The organism is Paraflavitalea pollutisoli (assembly GCF_029360705.1).
Taxonomy (GTDB): domain Bacteria; phylum Bacteroidota; class Bacteroidia; order Chitinophagales; family Chitinophagaceae; genus Paraflavitalea; species Paraflavitalea pollutisoli.
In genome coordinates this window covers 4,137,590-4,159,049 of record NZ_JARKMX010000008.1, presented here as the reverse complement: position 1 = coordinate 4,159,049, position 21,460 = coordinate 4,137,590, and the positions used below count along the sequence as shown (strand labels likewise).

Annotated in this window: 16 protein-coding genes; 10 read left to right on the top strand and 6 right to left on the bottom strand. The window is 49.1% G+C overall.

All coding sequences use genetic code 11. From position 1 onward, the window contains the following. Positions 1-51: 51 nt before the first annotated feature. Entirely contained in the window at positions 52-513 is a 462-nt protein-coding gene (locus P2W70_RS30105) for a hypothetical protein (RefSeq protein ID WP_276485292.1), read from the bottom strand. Between the two features lie 327 nt (positions 514-840). After that, entirely contained in the window at positions 841-1,086 is a 246-nt protein-coding gene (locus P2W70_RS30100; protein ID WP_276485291.1) for a hypothetical protein, read from the bottom strand. A gap of 605 nt (positions 1,087-1,691) precedes the next feature. Here P2W70_RS30100 and dnaB point away from each other — a divergent pair. Both dnaB and P2W70_RS30090 read left to right on the top strand, forming a co-directional pair. Next, on the top strand, positions 1,692-3,272 hold the full coding sequence (gene dnaB, locus P2W70_RS30095; protein ID WP_276485290.1) for a replicative DNA helicase: 1,581 nt from the start codon (positions 1,692-1,694) through the stop codon (positions 3,270-3,272). A gap of 131 nt (positions 3,273-3,403) precedes the next feature. Next, positions 3,404-4,120, top strand: coding sequence for an RsmE family RNA methyltransferase (locus P2W70_RS30090; protein WP_276485289.1), 717 nt, complete (start codon positions 3,404-3,406; stop codon positions 4,118-4,120). Between the two features lie 22 nt (positions 4,121-4,142). Here P2W70_RS30090 and P2W70_RS30085 read toward each other — a convergent pair whose 3' ends face one another. Together P2W70_RS30085 and P2W70_RS30080 are read right to left on the bottom strand one after the other, a co-directional pair. Beyond that, positions 4,143-4,778 (bottom strand): response regulator, encoded by a 636-nt coding sequence (locus P2W70_RS30085; protein WP_276485288.1) that lies wholly within the window; start codon positions 4,776-4,778, stop codon positions 4,143-4,145. Between the two features lie 9 nt (positions 4,779-4,787). Continuing rightward, positions 4,788-6,809, bottom strand: coding sequence for an ATP-binding protein (locus tag P2W70_RS30080; RefSeq protein WP_276485287.1), 2,022 nt, complete (start codon positions 6,807-6,809; stop codon positions 4,788-4,790). Between the two features lie 134 nt (positions 6,810-6,943). Here P2W70_RS30080 and P2W70_RS30075 point away from each other — a divergent pair, with 134 nt between their 5' ends. From P2W70_RS30075 to P2W70_RS30065, 3 genes are all read left to right on the top strand, one after another. Then, entirely contained in the window at positions 6,944-8,173 is a 1,230-nt protein-coding gene (locus tag P2W70_RS30075) for a hypothetical protein (RefSeq protein ID WP_276485286.1), read from the top strand. Positions 8,174-8,214: 41 nt separating this feature from the next. Further along, entirely contained in the window at positions 8,215-9,681 is a 1,467-nt protein-coding gene (locus P2W70_RS30070) for a hypothetical protein (protein WP_276485285.1), read from the top strand. A gap of 70 nt (positions 9,682-9,751) precedes the next feature. Next, positions 9,752-11,557: a HEAT repeat domain-containing protein gene (locus P2W70_RS30065; RefSeq protein WP_276485284.1), complete on the top strand. Its 1,806-nt coding sequence runs from the start codon at positions 9,752-9,754 to the stop codon at positions 11,555-11,557. Positions 11,558-11,572: 15 nt separating this feature from the next. On the opposite strand, the gene P2W70_RS30060 is transcribed toward P2W70_RS30065, so the two are convergent. Both P2W70_RS30060 and P2W70_RS30055 read right to left on the bottom strand, forming a co-directional pair. Continuing rightward, positions 11,573-12,385, bottom strand: a complete 813-nt coding sequence (locus tag P2W70_RS30060; protein ID WP_276485283.1) for a TerC family protein — start codon at positions 12,383-12,385, stop codon at positions 11,573-11,575. A 65-nt stretch (positions 12,386-12,450) separates the two neighbouring features. Further along, entirely contained in the window at positions 12,451-13,533 is a 1,083-nt protein-coding gene (locus tag P2W70_RS30055) for a quinone-dependent dihydroorotate dehydrogenase (protein ID WP_276485282.1), read from the bottom strand. Positions 13,534-13,850: 317 nt separating this feature from the next. Here P2W70_RS30055 and P2W70_RS30050 point away from each other — a divergent pair, with 317 nt between their 5' ends. The 5 genes from P2W70_RS30050 to P2W70_RS30030 all read left to right on the top strand — a co-directional run bounded on the left by P2W70_RS30050 (position 13,851) and on the right by P2W70_RS30030 (position 21,295). After that, complete coding sequence (locus P2W70_RS30050) at positions 13,851-15,029, top strand: acetyl-CoA C-acyltransferase (RefSeq protein WP_276485281.1); 1,179 nt, start codon at positions 13,851-13,853, stop codon at positions 15,027-15,029. Positions 15,030-15,262: 233 nt separating this feature from the next. Further along, positions 15,263-16,930, top strand: coding sequence for a DUF1800 domain-containing protein (locus tag P2W70_RS30045; protein WP_276485280.1), 1,668 nt, complete (start codon positions 15,263-15,265; stop codon positions 16,928-16,930). Positions 16,931-16,948: 18 nt separating this feature from the next. After that, complete coding sequence (locus P2W70_RS30040; RefSeq protein ID WP_276485279.1) at positions 16,949-18,541, top strand: DUF1501 domain-containing protein; 1,593 nt, start codon at positions 16,949-16,951, stop codon at positions 18,539-18,541. Positions 18,542-18,763: 222 nt separating this feature from the next. After that, positions 18,764-19,408, top strand: a complete 645-nt coding sequence (locus P2W70_RS30035; protein ID WP_276485278.1) for a response regulator — start codon at positions 18,764-18,766, stop codon at positions 19,406-19,408. 51 nt (positions 19,409-19,459) lie between these two features. Further along, positions 19,460-21,295, top strand: a complete 1,836-nt coding sequence (locus tag P2W70_RS30030; RefSeq protein ID WP_276485277.1) for a tetratricopeptide repeat-containing sensor histidine kinase — start codon at positions 19,460-19,462, stop codon at positions 21,293-21,295. Positions 21,296-21,460 lie beyond the last annotated feature (165 nt).

Here is a 21,460-nt window from a genome sequence, read left to right as displayed (position 1 = left end):
TGATTTTAGTATGGTGAGTAAAGAGCGTAGGGCGTTTGTGGGATGGTGCAATTACCCTTTTGCGCGGGCTTTCAATGCCATAATGAATTTAAACATCGCGGTATACTGCGTTTCAAAGGCGCTTTTCAGCAGGGTGACATCATTGGTAGAGAGTAAGCCGTTGGGTTTTCCTTTGTGGAGCGAGTCCATGAGGTTGATATTCCTGTCGAGCAGGTCGAGCATGTCGATCATGATCTTGTTCTTCTCGATGGCATTGTTGCGAATGCGTATAGTGCGTGATTTTACTTTGAGCCCTTCATAAAATGGCTCGCTTTTGTTGTAGGCCAGGTCGGGTGATTGGGGATTGCTTTCATGTTTTACGAAAAAGGCAGTAGTGCTTTGCTGCATTTCCGAGAGCGTTTTGTCGGTAACCTCATCGTAGGCCGACAGCAGGGTTACCTTGCAGGCAGTGAAGAACAGGACGCTCAGCAAAAGGACGCTGGTGAGCTTTCGTACTGTCAGGAATGGTGTCATAAACTTCAATTAGGATTATTTAATAGTGCAATTCCCCCTTTATTGTTCACTTTCCCGACAAACAGTGACGATTCGCTATCGGGTGGCAGGTAGGATGTTGATCGTTCACGGGAAAGCGTGCCAAAATGGGGGAAGGGGCAAAGCTGCGGAGATTATTCGTGAAAATCAATACCACAAAGCGGGTAGGGCCGATGCCCGAAACGGGTAGTTAAAGCTGGGTTGGAGGTTAAGCGTAGTGGCAGTAATGGTGGAGTGGTGACAGTATATACAGACAAGTAATACCTTGCCTGAATGGCAAACGATAGCGGGAAAAGTAAATGAAATGGGCTAGTTTTTGCTGATCAGAAAATTGAAAGCGGGTAATTTATCGATGAGGAGCCGGTGAATGCGGTTGGCGCGGCGTTCCATGCGAAAGGGGCGGAACCGGGCAATTTCAACGGTGTTGGAATAGGAGAGTGCCTTGGTGGTCAGTAATTGACTGCACAGTTTTTCATACTGTATCAGTAATTCCAGTTCCTCCCCTTGCTTATCGTTCAGCAACACTTCATAGTGCCTAAGTTGATATACCCGCATTGTGCATTCTACGTTTGTACCTTACTAATATCGCTCATAAAACAATACCAGTAAAGCTTTGTTCATTTTTGTCTCTAAAATTAATGGTTTTATGCCGGTTTGCGGCCGAACGAAGCGTTAAAAACGAGGCTGATTAAGTGTTTTCCAATAGTTGGAAAGGGTAAACCCTTAATGCCGCTGTATCTTATTCGAACGGGTAGCTGGCCAAATTTTTTGCCATTATTATCTTCGCACAGGGTGTGTTAATTTCGTTTGGGATAGGGTGCCAAACTTTTGTAAATTGGGTATAAGCCGGGCGTTGATGTGGGTAACCCCAGGAAGAGTGTGAACCGGCCCGTGAATTGCGGGTTATTAAATATAGGTTCCAGATTCTTTTTTTTGGGACGGTGGGTGGTTATATATTCGCCGTCCTGACTATTGCGGTAACATTCAGGTAATGCTGGATTAACAATTTCGTAACACAAGTCTGGAGCATCAACCCGGTTGTCATCGGTTGGATCTGAGGGATCCGATTGCATGGCCTGGAAAATCCATCCTATTGCTGAACCTGTTGTTCAGCCAATTGTATTATCTGGTTCTCATTTACTTACTGACCAATTGATCTAATGGAGTTAACGAATTTTAATAAAGACCGCAGTAAGGCTCGTCGGAAGCCGTCGGTAGACCTGAATACGATGATGTATGGAAAAGTACCTCCTCAGGCCAAGGACCTCGAGGAGGCTGTACTGGGTGCTATCATGTTGGAAAAGAGTGCGTTTGATACGGTAATCGAGATCCTGAAACCGGAATGTTTTTATGTGGATGCCAACCAGCGCATCTACCGGGCGATGCTGAGCCTGCAACAGAAAAACCAGCCGATCGATATCCTGACCGTGGTGGAGGAACTCCGTTCGAAAGAGGAATTGGAAATGATCGGTGGTCCCTATTATGTTACCCGGCTGACCAACTCGGTCGTATCGTCGGCCAATATCGATGCGCACTCGCGTATCATCCTGCAAAAGTTCATTCAACGCGAGCTCATCCGCATCAGCGGCGAGATCATCAGCGAATCATACGAGGATAGCACAGACGTTTTTGACCTGCTCGATGTGGCTGAGAGCAAGTTGTTTGAGATCACCAATAATCACCTACGTAAGAACTTCGACAGTATCGACAGCGTATTGGTGAAAACCGTACAGCGGATCGAAGACATGCGTAACCGTACTGAGGATATTACCGGTGTGCCAAGCGGGTTCGTCTCGCTGGATAAGGTCACCTACGGCTGGCAGCCTTCGGATCTGGTAATCCTCGCGGCACGTCCTGCGGTAGGTAAAACGGCCTTCGCCCTTAACCTCGTCCGGAACGCTGCCTTAAATCCCCGGAAGCCTACACCGGTGGCCTTTTTCAGCCTTGAAATGAGCTCTGCCCAGCTGGTACAACGTATCCTCTCGGCAGAAAGTGAAATCATGCTGGAAAAGATATCACGGGGTAAGATGGAAGAGCATGAAATGAAGCAACTGTATGCCAAGGGTATCCAGAAGCTGGCCCAGGCGCCCATCTACATCGACGATACCGCGGCGCTCAACGTATTTGAGTTGCGTGCGAAGGCAAGACGTCTGAAGAACAAACACAATATCGGACTGATCATTATTGACTACCTGCAGCTGATGAGTGGTGGTGGTGGTAAAGGCCAGAACCGTGAGCAGGAGATCAGTACCATCTCCCGTAACCTGAAAACGCTGGCAAAGGAGTTGATGGTGCCAATCATCGCCCTGTCGCAGTTGAGCCGGGCGGTGGAAACCCGTAAGGACGGTAACAAGATGCCTCAGTTGAGTGACCTCCGTGAATCGGGTGCGATCGAACAGGATGCGGACATGGTAATGTTTATCTACCGTCCCGAATACTACGATATCGCCCAAAACGAAATGGGGGAAAGCAATAAAGGTGAAACGCATATCCGTATCGCGAAACACCGTAACGGTTCGCTGGAAACGATCAAACTGCGTGCCCTTCTGCATATCCAGAAGTTCCAGGAGTTTGAAGAGGATGATTTTGGTGGCCTGGTATCACAAGGAGGAACCGGCAACTGGAAACCAGTACCCCCTGAAGGTGGTGCTGCCGATGGTGGTGGCGCCAAGCTGTTCATCCAGGCTGGCAGTAAGATGAATGACATGCCGTTTGGCGACGATGACGATGCGCCTTTCTAAACTGAAATAGTAACTACACTATAAAATTCTGAGGTTGTTTATTCCAGGCCCTCCCAATTATGCATCGGGGAGGGCTTTTTTTTGACTGGTTGTGCGCTGCTCAGTGTCATCATCTTACCCTAATTTGCAGTATGAGCCTACCCATCTTTTACATCGAATCGGCGGCAGCCATCCACCAGATCATGACCTTACCGGAAGAGGCGTCGAAGCACATCATCCAGGTATTGCGCAAGCATGTGGGAGACCAGGTACAACTAACGGATGGGCTGGGCAATCTGCTGACGGCCGAGATTGTGGATGACCATAAAAAGAAATGCAGCGTACGCATCGTTGATGCACACTATACGGCGCCGGCAGCCCGAACTATTACAGTAGCTATTTCCCTACTTAAAAATGCCAGCCGCATCGAGTGGTTTCTGGAGAAGGTAACGGAGATCGGCGTACAAGCCATCATACCCCTGATCTGCGAACGTACCGAACGCGAACATTTCCGGCATGACAGGATGAACAGTATCCTCATCAGTGCCATGCTACAAAGCCAGCAAAGCTGGCTACCCATCCTGCACCAGCCAGTGGGTTACGAACAATTGTTTCGCCTGGAAGAAGTGATGAAACATGAGCAGAAGCTGATTGCGCATTGCCTGGAAAGCAACCGTAAAGAATTGCGGGAGGAAGCGCAGCGTGCTGCAGGTTCGCAACTGATCCTGATTGGTCCGGAAGGCGATTTTACACCCGCAGAGATCGATTTGGCGCTACAGCACGAGTTTACACCGGTGGTGATGGGGCATAATCGCCTGCGTACGGAGACCGCCGGGGTTGTGGCAGCCACCCTGCTGAAGATTGCCTGAGTGTGCAATGCCTGCTGACGTCTCAGTTTAAAATCCGGTAGTCGCGGGCCGCCTTTAATAGCAGGGCTGTATTGTTGACGCTGAATTTTTGTAACAGGTTCTTGCGGTGCGTTTCGATGGTATAGGTGCTCAGGAATAGTTTTTCGGCGATCTGCGGTCCCGTCATGCCATCGCTCAGCAATACCAGTATCTCTTTTTCCCTTCTCGTCAAAACCGGCATCTGGTGCAGGGCCGAATCCAGGCTACGGTATTGTTGTAATACTTTCTCATTGGCCTCTTTGCTCAGGTATACATGTCCATCCAGTACGCGGTTGATCGCATGGATCAGTTCTTCGCGCTCCATATTCTTCAGCAGGTAGCCATTGCCACCACGGTGAAGTAGTTGCGTGATGATACCTGCGTCGTTGGCCGAGGTAACACCAATGATGCGGCTTGTTTTATTGGTGAGGCGGATCTGCTGGCAGAGTGCCAGTCCGTCGATGTCGGGCAGGCTGATATCGAGCAATATCACATCTACGGGCTGTTGCTCGAGAAATACCAGCGCTTCCCGCCCTGTGCGGGCCGTTTTGCAAACCTGTAAATGAGCTTCGTGCTGCAGCATGGTTTTGATGCCGTCTGTCACGAGCGGGTGGTCGTCGATGATGAGGATGGTGATCATAGCAATAAGTCAGGGTAAAGATAGTTCATCGTCATTGATCAGAAACTCCATCAGTACGGTGGTGCCGATTCCCCGGCGGGAATCGATATTGATCTGCCCGTTCAGGTAATTGACGCGGTTTCTGACACTCTCCATGCCACTGTGTTTGGTGGTATCTACGTCCATCATGTTGAAGCCACGGCCATTGTCTTCTACAGTAATGGTGAGCCGGTTACCATTCTTATTAAATTGTATCAATGCTTCCGTAGCCTGGGCATGCTTGATGATATTGGCGATCAGTTCCTGGATGATCCGGTACAACATGATCTCGCTGGAGCCGTTGAGGCGCTTATCCATACCATAAGCCTGCAAGGTGACGAGTAAGAGGCGCCCGCTGCTGATCGCGGCACACATATCCTGAAGGGCCTGTATCAGTCCCAGCTTCATCAGCACTTCGGGCATCATGTTGTGGGCGATGCGCCTTAATTCGACCGACGCGGTATCGACCATCTCATAACTTTTCTGGAACAGGGGATTTTCTTTCAGTGTAGGGTTCTCGTATTGCAGCACGCTGAAGTTCATTTTTACGGTAGAGAACAATCCGCCAAGTCCATCGTGCAGGTCTTTGGCGATGCGGGTGCGTTCTGTTTCCTGTCCGTTGAGCATACTTTGCAAAGAGACTACCTGTTGCTGCCTTTCGAGGAAATTGATGTGTTCGAGCTGTAATTTCTTTTCTTTTTCTGTGATGGTCTGTTTGTGTTTGCTGATCTTGTACAGCCACCCGATGATCAACAGCAGGATGGCTGCGCAGAGGCTGCCTATCAATAAGATCCGGTTACGCTTAAGGATCAGCAATTCGTTTTCGGCCGCGTCTGCTTTCAGTTCTGCAATCTCTTTCTCCTTCTTCTGGTGCTGGTATTTTGCTTCGAGTGATAGGGTCACTTTTTGGGTAGCGCTGTTGGTCGCACTGTCGGCAAACCGTTTATTGAGCAAGGCCATTTTAAGTGCTTTCCGGTAGTCGCCGGTCGTTTCGTACAGGTTGGTCAGCAGGCTGTAGGCATCGGCGAGTATTTTCATCTGGTGTGTTCTGGTGCCGACGCCAATGGCAGCGTGTGCAAACTGTTCCGCTTCTTTGTAATTACCCAGTTTGAAGTGGAGCCGGGCAATATTGTTGGCGGGATTGCCGCGCACCAGGTCCTGCTGCATACTATCTGCCAGGTGATAAGCCAATTTATACGCTTTGAGCGCTGAAGGCAGGTCGTTGATGTACTCGAAGTAGATGCCTTTGTTGTTGTTGACCAGGTTGGCCATCACCACATTGTTCAATACCTGGTTGAGCTGGACTGCAGTATCCAGGTGCCGGCCCGCGTCGCGGGCCTGATTCTGTTTGATATAGGCGTCCATCAGGTCAAGGTGCACCAATATGCGGTGCCGCTGTTCATCCGGATAACCCGTAAACTCGAGCGCTCGCTTTCCATACGCAATGCCTTTTTCCAACTGCTGCTCAGCGATGAGGTTGTTGGTCAGGTTCATATAGGTTTGCGCCATAACCCCTTTTAGATCCGGAGACTTAACGGCTTCGAGCAACTCGACCGATTTCATCAGGTAGCTGATGGCTGTGCTATGGTCCGACTGGTAGTTGCTTAAGATAGAGAGGGTGTTGTTGCATTGTACCAACAACATGGTGTCTTTCATCGATCCGGGCAATGTGACACATTTATCGAGGTAGTACCGGGCGCTGTCATACATATTCTGGTTGGTGTAATTCAAGCCGATGCTGTACGTGATACGTGCCTGTTTTTCCGGAATGCCCAGCCGTTCGGTAAACTGCAATGCCTGCCGGCAATATTGTAAAGAGTTCTTGAAATCCCCTTCATTAAAATAGAGCTTGTACAAGAGGGTCGCTGCCTTCAGTGAGTGGGTGTCGGGCTGGCTGCGGGCCACGACGCGTAGCAGGCTGTCCTTATAAGGATCTCCGGATTGTGCCACGGCTGTTTTGGTATAGAGAAGGAGTACCAAACACCCAAGAATAGAAGCAGCTGTTTTGATCATGCAGACTCGAAATTAGTAGCACAATATATCAATTTGCCAGTGGTGGTCCCTACCGGCATTCAGGTATTTTTCGTGGGCGTAATTCACTATGGTCAGGTATTGAATCCGGGTGTTGCCGGCGGTAGTTTTGGTTCATGAAGCCGATCCCCCAATTTCTCCCCATCGCTTTACTGCTGTTATCGACTGTTGTTGTGCGGGCACAGGAATCTGGTGCTGAACAACGCGTGACGCCCAAGGAATTGAGTATACCCGCCTCACCGGTTTTCGATCTCATGGGCGTAACTCCATCGCAGGTGACGCGCACTTCGGACATCAAAGATTTTAAAGTGGACTGGTCTTTTAAATCCTGGAAGCTGAGTCCCAACCTGGCCATTCAGTCTCAGCCATTCTGGGAATTGTTTTACAACCGCAAAAAGCTTGAGAAATATCAACAGGCTTCCGGTTTTATGCGCAAGTTGGCGTCTTTGGATCTTTCCATTGGTACCGTGCAGAACGAAGAAAATGACCGACGCATTGGTGGGGCCATCAAGATCAATCTCATCAAACAGGCCGACCCGCTATTGGCTACCGAACTCTACGCGGGGATTGCTGAGAAATTTGATGCGGAAAAAAAAGACCTGGAGAAACAACTAAAGGATCTCGAGCACCAGCTCGATAGTACACAGAATATACTCGACAAACCGGCGATTCGTAAAAGCATCCAGGATACCGAAGAACAACTGTTCACGCTTGGTTCCCGCCGCAATGCGGAGGTCAATGAGCGAGCCAAAATATTTGTGTTGGAAAACTGGAATGCCTCCTGGCTGGATGTGGCTGTCGGAAAAGTCAATACCTATGCGACCGATAGTGCGGGTTCTTTATCCACCTTACGCCTGAACCGGAATACTGCCTGGGGCTTCTGGCTGAATGGTGGTATGGGTATTGGCAAGCGCATGCTGGCCTCTATGCTGGTACGCAACAGTGTGTACGAAGAGCAGGTTGACTTTTTATTGCGCGATGATAATTCGGGGGAGGAAACTACTCAGCAGGCGGTAGCCGATAATACCCTTTGGTCAGTAGGACTTAACCTGCGGTATGGTGGCTCGCTGTATTCCTTTTTTGCAGAATTCTTTTATGAACGCAAGGGCATCAAAACCGCCTTGCAGGCCCTGGAGGAAAATTTCACTCCTGCGAGCAATAAGCTGTCCATCGTAGAATCTTCAGTACAGTGGACCACGGTACATCCTTATACGATCAATTTTGGCGGCGATTGGCGGGTGAGCCGTAACCTGATCCTTAACTATGGCATGCGCTGCCTGTTTGACAAGCGCTGGAAAATGCAAACGTTTACCCCTGTTGTGTCGATCTCCTGTATGATGCGATAATCTCCTACCTATATATCATTATCACCTTTAAACATTACAGTATGCAAAAAGTCTTATTAGGGCTGGCTATGTCCTGCGGGTTTGTGCTGAACGTACAGGCGCAATTGAAGAAAGATGTGCTGGTGAATCAACGGTCTGTGGCTGTTGTAACACCTAAAAAAACATTGGTCAACAAACCTTTTACCGTTGCGGAAGTATCGGCCACCAGCGGACGGGTGGTGAAGCCCACCGATATGGTCAAAACGGTATCGGGTAAGTCTATTTCTGTCGACGAGTACCTGAAACGCGTCAATAAACTCGAAGCAGAAATGTCGGAGAAAGGCTACACCCTGCGCAATTTTCAGCCTTCCGCCAGCAACCTGGTACGGAAACCAGTTGTGGTAGAAGAGGTAAAGATCAACTCGATCAATACGGAAATGAACCGCAACCTGAAACCGCTTAGCAATCTACAAAGCAACAACTCGAAAGTTTTCTTTCACAAGGGTAATATCGCTGCGTCGCGGGCGTCGTTGCTCAATGGTAAAAACCTCGCGGCGATCAACAAGCTGAAGGAGCAACTGAACAAGAAACCTGAAACGATCGAGAAGGTCTATGATGTGGATCGTTACCTGAAGCCGCTGGCGGATAAGATCAAAGCCGAGCTGAACAATGACGATGCCGAATTCAAACTCGCTACAGCTGCCCTGACGGTCCGCGCCTATGCTGCGCCGCCGGCCAACGTAGTCTTCGCTAACAATACAGATGTTTTTTCGACCACTGAATCAGAGTACAAAGTGGCGGTCACTTTTGGTGCATCCATGAAGGTATCTGTCGGACTGCCCATCAACCTGACCATTCCGCTGGCCACTATGAATGGCGAATTCGTGGCACCTGCCAAGACTAGCAAAAACCTGTCGCGGAAGGTAGTTGTGAACCTGCTGGGCCGTTCTCTCTTCAACCGTACTTCGGCCATAAACGGGAACTCGCTTGATGAAGAGTTTACCGAAGAACTGGATATCGCCGAGTTGCTCAACTCGCCTGCCATGAGTACGGTCAATTTTATGGACTGGATTCCCTCTGTAGGCTTTAATACTGACGTGTCGACTGCCGGTGCAGTAGGCTGTATGTACAAGGCAGATATGACCCGCAGCAATGTCGACGCCTATATCGGACCCACTTACAGCGCACGTTTGCGTGTAGCAGCCAAGTATGGCCTGGATGATGTTCTGGAGGGGGGCATCGAAGGTATTGTTACGCTGCTGACCGGTGGTGTGGGTTTTGGTGGCAACGCCGGACTGGACTATGAAGACGACAAGTGGAAGCTGGTCAATAAGGCTTATATCGAAAGCACACTCGAGGCACTGAAAGGAGAGGTAAACTTCTTTGTGAAGTATCCTGACTTTGGCAACTGGAGCTGTGGTGCTCCCTGTATCAAAACAGAAAGACTGAACATCTTCAAAGTGCCGGCGGCGTTTAAATTGCGCGGCACCTTGCTCGAGGACGATAATACAAAGGTTTTGAACTGGTAAAGGAAAGGCACACTGTACCCGGTCATCCTCTTGTGCGATGGCCGGGCAGTGTTTTTACAAAAGGCGATGTATGAAAAACATATTGACGATAGCAATGATGTGCCTGTTCCTGCAGCAGGTGGCGAGTGCCCGGCAAAACAATGTGACGCAAGGGGAAGTGATTTCATCACTACATGATTGGGGTACTTACCGGGTACGGTTTTCGACCCATGTGTCTACCGATTTTGCTTCGCTGGGCACGCGCGGTCAAGACACCAGTCTTACCGGTAACCTGCTGGGTACTATGAGGACGGAGTGCGTCGGGCGATCACTCACCAAACAGTATATGTATGCGTGTTTTCTTTCGATCGATCAATGCCGTTTTCCGTTGCCGCTATCTGTGCAGCAATCCATTCAATCATTGTTGGGGAAGGGGTTTTATTTCAGCCGTACGCGACAGGGGTTGATCGACAGTGTCTGGTTGCCGGGAGCAATTACTGAGGCTGCCGAACATGTGGTGATTCAGTTGCTGGAGCCTTTTCAATGGAGCCTTCCTGCTTCAACCCGTGGTGAAGAACCACCTGTGATGACATTGTCGGACGGAGCGGTCCGGGCAATTTTCACCAAGGCGGACACTGGCGCTTGTGCCAAGGCGCTGCAACTGGATTCGCTGGACTGGATACCTCCGGTGGGTCAATCAGGTGTGTTGGCCAGGCGTATCGAGTACCAGGTTGGCACACGTTATTGTTTTGACAAGGAACAGGTGCGGTCAATCGAAGGGCAGTTTATTCGTAAAGCAAAGGTCAACCACAAGACCATTACGGTTTTGACAAATAAATACCAGTATGTTTTATTGACGGCTGGTAGCGATGGTCACCAGTCAGAGGCACGTCATATCTCCGGCTATCGACGACCGTTGTATTACCCGGGACTGTTGGAGCAAAAGTTGCGGGAGCAACAGTTGGTCCGCAGCCAACGAATGTCCGTGTCCGGATTGCTGCGCTTGTTGAAGGAAAATGAATTGTTGCAGGATGTGAACAGACAGGATCAACTGGCAGAAGCTGTTAAGATCTGCTTTATCGCCAGCAAAGATTCGCTGACGCTTTTCAGTGCGGTATTTTATGCTGCGCCGGTGAATTCGATTACCTTCAAAACCCTACGTACGGGTATCGTTACTGCCTCTACCCCTTATGCGCAGCAGGTACTGCGGGATTTTATCCTGTTAAACAGGGATTCGGCAGAAAAGCTTAAAAAGATCATTCCCTCGTCGGGATTGGTCAGGAACGCGCAACGCATGCTGCAGCAACAGCTGGAGACGCTAGCCTTCGATACTGCCAATAATGAGTCGATTGTGGCAGCTTCCATGCTTGCCCTGGGGAATATCGCTGGTTCTATACGCACGGATGATCCCAAACGGTCCGACTCGCTGACTGATTACCTGGGTAAGGTACTTCGGGCGCGGGGCGATGATATGTTGCTGTTGAGTGTAATGGGAAACTGCGGAACGGCGGTAGCGCTTCCTTTTATCCTTCCTTTACTGACCGATGCGGATACCACGGTCAGGGCTTATGCTTATTATGCCTTACGATTTGTGCAGCAACCTTTGGTGGATGCGACCTACGCTGAAGCTTTGACAGCGGAGCAGCATCCGGCCATATTGACCAATATCTTCAATGCCTTGTTTCTGCGAACGGGTAATGACATACTTAAGGGAGCTTTGCTACGATTGGTGGAGAAGGCCAATGAACCGGTGCGGTTGGAGGCTTTGCAGGTGCTCTTTGAATGGTCGTACCGGGAACCTGCCTTGTTGACGGTATTCAGGGAGGTGGCAACCAGTAATAGCAGCGAGGCCGTAAAAAAAGCGGCCCGCCAATTTCTTGCGCGGGCCGATGAGTGAGTTTATGCAGGTGGCTTAGTGGGCCATGTCGTCATCTCTCCTGGTATCTGCTTGTTGCAGGGTAGGGGAGTTTAATTTTACTACCTTTTTGGCCTGCCTCTTTCGCATTGTCATGTTGAGCAATTCTACGCCAAAGGAGAATGCCATACCAAAGTAGATATAGTTCTTCAGGTGCAGGTCATGGGCCTTTTCTGCATTCCATCCTTCAATGACCAGGCTGAGACCAATCATGACGAGAAAGGACAGGGCGAGCATTTTAATGGTCGGATGTTCCTGTACGAAGTTGGCGATCACCGGGCTAAACAGGAACATGAGGATCATGGCAATGATGACCGCAGCAATCATGATCTCCACATGTTTGGCAGTACCACCAGCCGTAATGATACTGTCGAAAGAAAACACGGCATCGATCACCACGATCTGCCCCAGGGCCTTACCCAGGCTAAGTGGCTTTTTGTTGAGTGTGTTGGCATTGGGGTCTTCACCTTCCAGCTTGTGGTGGATCTCCATGACTGTTTTGTAGATCAGGAATAATCCACCGGCCAGCATCACGAGGCTTGCGAGGTCAAATCCTTTACCAAACCAGCTTTCGGGAATAATGTATTTGCCTTTTTGTGTCAGCAACCAACCGAGTGCCATCAGCAACAGGCTACGCACAATGATACCGCTGATCATCCAGAAGCGTCTGGCTTTGTTCATTTCCTGCTTGGTGTGCAGGCGGTTCATGATGATACTTACAAAGATCACGTTGTCGATACCCAAAACGATTTCGAGGATAACCAGTACAACGAAACTGATAATACTATCCGTCGTAAAAAGATGTTCCATTAGGCTATATAAGTTGTATAAGCAGTTATTTATTACAGAATGCGGGTCAATTTATTTGTTGTGTTTCAGGAAAGCGCTTTACAAATGTTCTTTACAATCGCCGGTCCTTCGTAGATAAATCCTGTCCAAACCTGTACCAGCGCAGCGCCTGCCTGCAGTTTCTCTTGAGCGTCGGCTCCTGTAAATATGCCTCCGGACGAAATGACCGGTATTTGTCCATTTGTCTTTTGCGTAATGTACTGTACGATCTCGGTGGATCGCCGGGTAAGGGGTTTGCCGCTCAGGCCGCCGGCGCCAATCTGTGCCAGTTCTGCTTCCGACGATTGTAGTCCCGTACGGTCGATGGTGGTATTGGTCGCTACCAGGCCGTCGAGCTTGATCTCGAGCGCCAGGTCGATCACATCATCTATCTGCGACTGGGTGAGGTCGGGGGCTATTTTCAACAGCAGGGGTTTGGGTTCCTGGTTGGTGCCTGTCAATGTTTGATTGATGGTTTGGAGGTGGGACAGGATTTTCCGCAGGGCATCTTTTTCCTGCAGTTCTCTCAGTCCGGGGGTATTGGGTGAACTTACATTAACGACGAAGTAATCGACCCAATTATAGAGCTCGCGAAAGCAGATCTCGTAATCTTTCCAGGCATCTTCATTGGGGGTCACTTTATTCTTACCAATATTACCACCAATGATCAGCCGGTCTTCATAGGGGGTATGGCTGCCTTTGGAGGCAAGGGCCAGTTGCTTTGCTTTCCAGTCTTTCAGCCGCTTTGCCACTACTTGTACGCCTTCGTTGTTGAAGCCCATGCGGTTAATCAGGGCTTTGTCTTTAGGAAGACGGAAAAGACGGGGTTGGTCGTTGCCAGCTTGTGGCTTGGGGGTTACCGTACCGATCTCCACAAATCCAAAGCCAAGGGCTTCCAGTTCGTTCAGGTAGAGGGCATTTTTATCGAACCCGGCGGCCAGGCCTACAGGGTTTTTAAAGGGCAGGCCAAAAAGCTGGTGCTGGAGTTTTTTGCTGGATGGGGTGTTGTTACGGGCAATGATGCGCTTTAGAAAACCAACCTTGCAGGCCAGTTTCAGGGCATTCATAGAAAAATAGTGTACACCTTCGGTAGGAAATAAAAACAGTACTGATCGGATAAACGTATACATAGACGGCTGCGAAGATATTTCTTTATCGGTCCATTGTCGCGGCAAACGTGTAAAATTTTGGTAGTGTCTCCTCTGGACTGGTTAATGACTATTCCTTATCTACCGATTGGTTGTTGGTGCTGTTTAGGCGGATATGTCGTTGAAAATGAATTGGTAACAGTGAGTGAGGTAGCTGTTTTGAAAACTTGCTGCTTCTTGTTATCTTTGGTATACAAAGTTGCATAAACAACTACTTGCGGGTTAAGGTATTGTAGTGTCGATAAAAATCAGGTAGCGGGCGCTTTGTGGTGATCATTTCAAACACTAAAATTCTTTATATGCAGGAAGCGTATATCGTTGCAGGTTTTCGTACCGCTGTCGGCAAGTCGAAGCGTGGTGTTTTCCGGTTTTACAGACCGGATGACCTGGCGATCGATGTCATTAAAGGGCTGCTGGCCTCTGTGCCGCAACTCGATCCCAAACGCGTCGATGACGTGATTGTGGGTAATGCAGTACCGGAAGCTGAACAGGGATTACAGGTGGGCCGTATCATAGCGGCTCGTGCACTTGGTTTTGAGGTGCCCGGTATGACGGTGAATCGCTATTGTGCGTCGGGTCTCGAAACCATTGCCATTGCCACGGCCAAAATACGGACGGGGCAGGCTGAATGTATTGTAGCCGGGGGAACGGAAAGTATGAGCCTGGTACCTACAGCAGGCTGGAAAACCGTTCCGGCCTATTCTATTGCGAAAGATGATCCTGATTATTACCTCAGCATGGGTCTTACTGCCGAAGCTGTCGCAAAAGAATACAACGTAAACCGGGAAGATCAGGATGCCTTCTCTTATCAGTCACACCAGAAAGCGATCAATGCCATCGAGCAGGGGCATTTCAAAAGTGGCATATTGCCGATCAATGTAGAGCAGGTATATGTGGATGAGAAGGGCAAGAAGAAAACAAAAAGTTATATTGTTGACACGGATGAAGGCCCACGTAAAGATACCAGCATCGATGCGTTGGGAAAACTGAAACCGGTATTTGCCGCCAATGGTTCTGTTACAGCGGGCAACTCTTCTCAGACCTCCGATGGAGCGGCTTTTGTGATCGTGATGAGCGAGCGTTTGGTGAATGAGCTGGGATTGAAACCAATTGCCCGGCTAGTAAATGCTGCATCGGCTGGTGTCCATCCCCGTATCATGGGTATTGGCCCGGTAGAAGCAGTGCCCAAGGTGTTGAAACAGGCGAATATGAGCCTTGGTCAGATCGACCTGGTAGAGCTGAATGAAGCTTTTGCTTCACAAGCCCTGGCTGTGATCCGTAAACTGGAATTGAACCCTGATATCGTGAACATCAACGGCGGAGCTATTGCCCTGGGCCACCCGCTCGGTTGTACCGGTACCAAGCTCACGATCCAGCTGACTCACGATATGAAACGACTGAATAAAAAATACGGCATTGTGACTGCCTGCGTAGGCGGCGGTCAGGGAATTGCCGGTATTATTGAAAATATTAATTAATAGCCGGTTCGCAATCATAGTGGACGGTTTTGAAAGCCTGTTGGACGAAGCATTAAACTGCTGGTCCGGCAGGCTTTTCCCGTTGATGGGATCGCGTGGCTATCAACGCGGAAATATACCCGAACCTACAGATTGTGGTCAAATGGCAACATTTTTGATCATATGCCTTACAATTGCCGTTTCGTATTGCCGGTCTGCTTATGCTGGTAATGCAAACACCCCAAAATCAAACTATGGATAGACGATCCTTTCTGCTCAATAGAAAGCCAGTTGCTGCTGCTGTTGAGCGCGCGCCCGCCGGGTTGCGTGGCATTACCACAGGCATCGCACCGTATGCGGGGCCCTGGACCAGGGCCGAAGTGGCACACCTGTTGAAACGCACGATGTTTGGTGCTAAAAAGGCCGATATTGATTTCTTCCTTACTTTATCACCCGGCCAGGCCATCGATACGTTACTGACCATCTCTCCGGCGCCAGCTCCTCCTGTTAAAACTTATGATAATACCGGCATTGCCGCCGGAGACCCTGAGCAGGGGATAGCTTCGGGATCGACCTGGGTCGATGTACCGACCAAAGACGAAGAAGCGAATGAGAAAAGGGTGATCGCGTGGAAGTCCTGGTGGATTGGACAAATGATCAACCAGAACCGTTCGATCACCGAGAAGCTGGTGCTTTTCTGGCATCATCATTTTGCGACAGAAGCCAGCATGTATCGGAATGGGATTTCGGCCTACCGTCACTATCAACTGCTGCATGCTCAAGCGCTGGGAAATTTCAAACAGCTGGTAAGAGCGGTTACCCTCGACCTCGCGATGCTGCGTTACCTCAATGGCTACCTTAACCGGAAGGAGGCTCCCGACGAAAACTATGGCCGGGAGTTACAGGAGCTGTTTACGCTGGGTAAAGAAAACAATCCTAACTATACGGAACCGGATGTACTGGCTGCGGCGCGGGTACTTACGGGGTGGACGATCGACCTGGAAACAGAGACCGTGCAGTTTGACCCCGAACGCCATGATACCACGAGTAAATCATTTTCTACTTTTTACGGGACTACCATCGCAGGTCGTAGCGATGCCACAGCTGGTGATGTGGAGCTCGATGAGCTGCTCAACATGATCTTCAATAAGCAGCGGGAGGTATCGGAGTTTATCGTCCGCAAATTGTACCGATGGTTTTGCTATTATATCATCGATCCGGTTACGGAAACCAACGTCATCAAACCTTTGGCACAGCTGTTCGTCAGCAGCAACTGGGACATCAAACCGGTATTGGCCACGTTGTTCAAAAGTGAGCATTTCTTCGATGTGCTGAACCAGGGTTGTCTGATTAAAAGTCCGATCGATCATACGGTAGGTTTGTGCCGGGAATTCAATGTACAGTTTCCCGCTGATGCGGCCGATACATACAATATGTGGTCGTTCATTATGGATCAGTCGGGCAACATGGGCATGAATATCGGTGACCCTCCGGGTGTATCGGGCTGGCCGGCTTATTACCAGTTGCCGCAGTTTCATGAAATGTGGATCAACTCCGATACGCTGCCCAAGCGAAACATGTTTACCGACCTGTTGATCGTTGTTGGTTATATGCGAGACGATGTGTCGATCCAGGTAAATCCGGTAGCCTTCGCCAAAACGTTGTCCAACCCCTCGGATCCCAATATACTTATCAATGATTCGTTGGATATACTGTACCGCGTTCCCTTATCGGAGGTGTCAAAGCAAACGTTGAAAAAGCAAATCCTGCTGACCAACCAGGACCAGGATTATTACTGGACGACCGCTTGGACCAAGCATATCAACAATCCAGGCGATGACGCAGCCTACCAGGTGGTGTTGATGCGACTGACCTCGCTGTACAAATACCTGATGAACCTGGCCGAATACCAATTATCCTGAGCAACCAACCCCATAACTATGAAACGCAGAGATTTTGTCAAGCAAACCCTTCCCGCCGCGGTAACCCTACCCGCCCTGATCAATGGGTTCTCCGTAAAGGCTTTCACGGGTGCCTCGCCGCTGGTGCAGGCCCTGCTAAGTGCGCCACCTACGGATACCGATAAGGTATTGGTGCTGGTGCAATTGAATGGTGGCAATGATGGGCTCAACATGGTGATCCCGATCGAGTTTTACAGCAACTATTATAATGCCCGTAAGAATATCGCCATCCCGCAAAATAAAGTATTGCCGCTGCTGGGCGTCAATAAAACAGCCTTGCATCCGGCCATGGCTGGATTGCAGATCTTGTACAATGAAGGGAAATTGGCCATTGTGCAATCGGTGGGAATTCCGGCACCTAATTTTTCTCATTTCCGGGCTACGGATATCTGGATGAGTGCATCGGATCCGGAAGAGATTCTAAGCACGGGTTGGGCTGGCCGTTATCTGGGTACACAGTTTCCCAACTATCCCAATGGTTATCCCAATGCGCAGGTGCCTGATCCGCTAGCCATCCAGATAGGTGCCGTTCCTTCACTGGCCGTACAGGGACCCGTGATGAACATGGCTATGAATATTTTCGACCCCAATCATTTTTACGATTTTCTCAATGGCGTGGAGGATGTAGTACCCGATACGCCCTGGGGAAAAGAGTTGAAGTATATCCGTTTGATTGCCGGTCAAACCGAGCAATATTCCGCGGTGATCCGTGCGGCAGCTGCCAAGGTTACTGCACAGGGCAGTTATCCCGGAGATAATTACCTGGCGCAGCAATTGAAGATTGTTGCCCGCCTGGTAAAGGGTGGACTGAAGACCCGTATTTATATGGTGAGTACAGGTGGCTTCGATACCCATTCGGAGCAGGTAAGCAGCCTCGATACCACTGTGGGGGTACACCACCGGTTGCTGGCGGGCGTTTCCAATGCGATCAAAGCATTTGTGGATGACCTGGAAGGACTAGGTGTAGCAGACCGAGTGATCGGGTTGACCTTCTCTGAATTTGGCCGGCGGATCAAATCCAATGGCAGTATGGGGACGGACCACGGCTCGGCGGCGCCTATGTTTGTGTTCGGTAAAAATGTGAAGCCGGGTATTGTAGGTAACAATCCAAGCATACCAGCGAACGCGTCGGTCAACGACAACATTCCTTTCCAATATGATTTCAGAAGCATCTACGCATCAATTCTGCAACAATGGTTCTGCGTAAACGCCACCGATCTCGAAACGATCATGTTGCGTAATTTTCAGCAGATACCACTCGCCGTCAATGCGGCTTGTACGACAACAGGCCTGGACGATATCATTCGAGGGGCAGGGGATGAGCTCATCACCAATTATCCCAACCCGTTTGTCGATACTACCCGGATCACCTTCCGTACCAGGGGCGGTCACACCCTGGTACAGGTGATGGACAGTTTGGGACGCGTTGTAAAAAAATTGACTGATAAGGTATATGCCCCCGGCGTTTATAATGTTAGTTTTGATAGCTATGGGCTGCCGGCCGGGGTCTATTATGCGCGGTTGCAGAATGGTGCTATTCAACAGGTTCGGTCGATGCTCAAGACACGGTAGACCCTATATGCCGGAGGTAGTTGTGGTGCAAATCGCGGCTCCTTACTGCTATGTATATAAGTAATTGTTTATAAGATAGATTTTAAGTCGTCTCCAGGTAAAAATCATCCCTATACGTGGCTTTTTGATGTTCATATGGCAAATAGTTTTAAATTGCTGGTTGAATCGGAATTCACACATTTCGATAGCTTTACTCAAAAGCAAACAGATTCGACACCTACTATGCTGAAATTGTTCATTACCGACGATCATGAATTGTACCTGGAAGGGCTTACTTTATTACTGAATAAACAGGACGGAATCCAGGTGGTAGGATCGGCAATGACAGGCGAGAGCTTGTTGCGGCAGTTACCAGACCTGGATATCGATGTTTTATTGCTCGACGTTCACCTTCCCGATATCGAGGAAGAAGATCTGTTGAAAAAGCTTCGCGCCCTCAAGCCACAGTTGAAAATCCTGTACCTGACCATTATGCGGGGAACACGGTATATTCATAAACTCGTGAAATACGACGTTCAGGGGTATCTATTGAAAAATTCGAGTATCGACGAATTGAAAACTGCCTTGCGTTCTATCGCCGATGGTCAGAAATACTTCAGTAAGGAGATCAATATTCTTGATACGGAACAGGATTTCAGGCATACCATCACGATTGAAGACAAAAAAGTGGATGAGATCCTCTCGCGTCGGGAGATCGAGATACTCACGCTGATCTGTAAGGAGTACAGCAACTCCGAAATTGCCGAAAAGCTTTTTCTCAGCGTCAGTACAGTAGAAACGCACCGGAAGAACCTGATCGCTAAACTGGGGGTCAACAATACGGTCGGTCTTGTGAAATTTGCATTGAAGAATAAGCTCATAGATTAGATATTTCCTAATACAGGAATTGCTTATCTTACCGAGGTAATCTGATAATCAGTGAAATATTGGATACTGACCCTTACCTTTTACTGCTTCCTCCACCAGGCTGATGCACAGGTCGATACTACCTACCTGAAAGCACTGTATGACCGATGCCTTGATTTCTCAGAAGACAAGGCGGACTCCATGCTCTACTACGCCAACCTGATCAAACGGGAGTCTGATCGGATGAAATTTATAAAAGGAGATGTGCTGTCTCTCCGGCTCAAGGGCATCTTTGAAGAACTAAACAGCAATTACACCTCCGCGATCGAGTTTTACCTGGAATCATTGGATGCGGCTAGAAAACTGTCAGATGTTGCTTATGAAAAAGCAGCCCTAAGCGACCTCGCCATTGCCTATGCGACCATCAAGGAACCTTCCAAAGCCAAATCGTTTTATCTGCAGGCTGCACGAATTTCCAAGGGAAACGGCGACATCTATGATCTCGTTAATACCTACAATAACCTGGCTGTCATTTATACGCAACTCAAGCAATTCGATAGCGCCCGTATTTTGCTCAACGACGCCATTCGTTTTGGTAAACCTTTTGGCCAGGAAGTCGACCTGTCGAGTACCTACAATAACCTCGGCAACCTATATACACTCGAAAAAAACTTCGACCAGGCGCTTGTCTATTTCCGGCGCAATCTTGCCCAGCACCAGGGGGGGGAGAATCCGGGAGACCTGTGGGTGGACCTGCTGAACCTGGCAGACGTATATAGTGAACTGCGGCGTTTCGATTCGGCGACAAAATATGTTGACGCGGCCATGAAGCTGGCCAAGGATCTCGAGTCGAAAAGCAAAGAAGCTGATACCTATGGTATACTGGCTAAATTAAAAGAATACCAGGGCGATTACCGAACAGCTTATAAGCATTTGAAACGATGGTATACGCTTGATACAGCCCTGCTCAATGGAGATACGTACAAGACGATCGCCGAATTGCAGGAGCGCTACCATGCCAAAGAGCGAGAGGTTGCCAACCAATTGTTGCAGGAGCAAGTGGAGAAAGAATCTCTTCGTACACGAATTGCCACCATCCTGGCGATAGGTCTCGCCGTAATCGGTATACTGATCGCGATCGCTTTTATTACTAAGCGCAATGCCAACCGAAAGCTGAAAAGTACCAATGAATTGATCGTACAGCAGAATGAAAAGCTGGCGGAACTCAACTACGAAAAGAACTCCCTCATCAGTATCGTATCACACGATTTGAGCACGCCATTTACCACCATACAGGTATGGGGGCATGTGCTGCAGTCGGAACCAGGTCAGCTGAGTGAAGACCAGCAACGTGCGATCAGTAAGATGATGCAGGCCAGTAACAATGGGGAAGCGATGATCCGCCGCATTCTCGATGTAGAACGAAAGGATATCGGCGGGCACCGAATGCTGCTGGAAAACTTCGACCTCACGATCTTTACCGAAGAGGTGATAGACAATTTCCGGCCCATGGCTGCTAAGAAGAATATCCAACTGCATGCAGAAGGACCCGGCAAGGAATTGTACCTGCTGAGTGATAAACAACTCGTGGCCCGCATTTGTGAGAACCTGCTTTCCAACGCGATCAAATATACTCCCAAGGGCAAGAACGTATGGGTCAGTGTGAGCGAAGACCAGGATGCCATCAATATCAAAGTGCGGGATGAAGGGGTTGGTATCGAGAAAGATGAATTACCCTATTTATTCTCCAAGTACAGCAAGATCTCCTCTATGCCTACAGATGGAGAAACTTCAACAGGATTGGGTCTATCTATTGTGAAGCGCATCGTGCAGGAGATCAATGGTAAAATCTTCTGTGAAAGTGAGCCGGGTAAAGGTTCGTTATTCACTGTAGTCCTTAAAAAGTAAATCCCGCTTCCCCCGCGGCTGCCTGATTGGTTTTTCCCTGGCCTTAACTTCCTGATAACGATCGTATAGTAAATAGTTGACCACTGTATAACAGTTATTGCTTTATTTTGCAACACAGTCGCAATTAGGTTGAGGCCGCAATATTCCATATTAAAACGTTTACTG

Coding starts and splice junctions, on each gene's coding strand:
- P2W70_RS30105 (WP_276485292.1), bottom strand. CDS start 513: ATGACACCATTCCTGACAGTACGAAAGCTCACCAGCGTCCTTTTGCTG.
- P2W70_RS30100 (WP_276485291.1), bottom strand. CDS start 1,086: ATGCGGGTATATCAACTTAGGCACTATGAAGTGTTGCTGAACGATAAG.
- dnaB (WP_276485290.1), top strand. CDS start 1,692: ATGGAGTTAACGAATTTTAATAAAGACCGCAGTAAGGCTCGTCGGAAG.
- P2W70_RS30090 (WP_276485289.1), top strand. CDS start 3,404: ATGAGCCTACCCATCTTTTACATCGAATCGGCGGCAGCCATCCACCAG.
- P2W70_RS30085 (WP_276485288.1), bottom strand. CDS start 4,778: ATGATCACCATCCTCATCATCGACGACCACCCGCTCGTGACAGACGGC.
- P2W70_RS30080 (WP_276485287.1), bottom strand. CDS start 6,809: ATGATCAAAACAGCTGCTTCTATTCTTGGGTGTTTGGTACTCCTTCTC.
- P2W70_RS30075 (WP_276485286.1), top strand. CDS start 6,944: ATGAAGCCGATCCCCCAATTTCTCCCCATCGCTTTACTGCTGTTATCG.
- P2W70_RS30070 (WP_276485285.1), top strand. CDS start 8,215: ATGCAAAAAGTCTTATTAGGGCTGGCTATGTCCTGCGGGTTTGTGCTG.
- P2W70_RS30065 (WP_276485284.1), top strand. CDS start 9,752: ATGAAAAACATATTGACGATAGCAATGATGTGCCTGTTCCTGCAGCAG.
- P2W70_RS30060 (WP_276485283.1), bottom strand. CDS start 12,385: ATGGAACATCTTTTTACGACGGATAGTATTATCAGTTTCGTTGTACTG.
- P2W70_RS30055 (WP_276485282.1), bottom strand. CDS start 13,533: ATGTATACGTTTATCCGATCAGTACTGTTTTTATTTCCTACCGAAGGT.
- P2W70_RS30050 (WP_276485281.1), top strand. CDS start 13,851: ATGCAGGAAGCGTATATCGTTGCAGGTTTTCGTACCGCTGTCGGCAAG.
- P2W70_RS30045 (WP_276485280.1), top strand. CDS start 15,263: ATGGATAGACGATCCTTTCTGCTCAATAGAAAGCCAGTTGCTGCTGCT.
- P2W70_RS30040 (WP_276485279.1), top strand. CDS start 16,949: ATGAAACGCAGAGATTTTGTCAAGCAAACCCTTCCCGCCGCGGTAACC.
- P2W70_RS30035 (WP_276485278.1), top strand. CDS start 18,764: ATGCTGAAATTGTTCATTACCGACGATCATGAATTGTACCTGGAAGGG.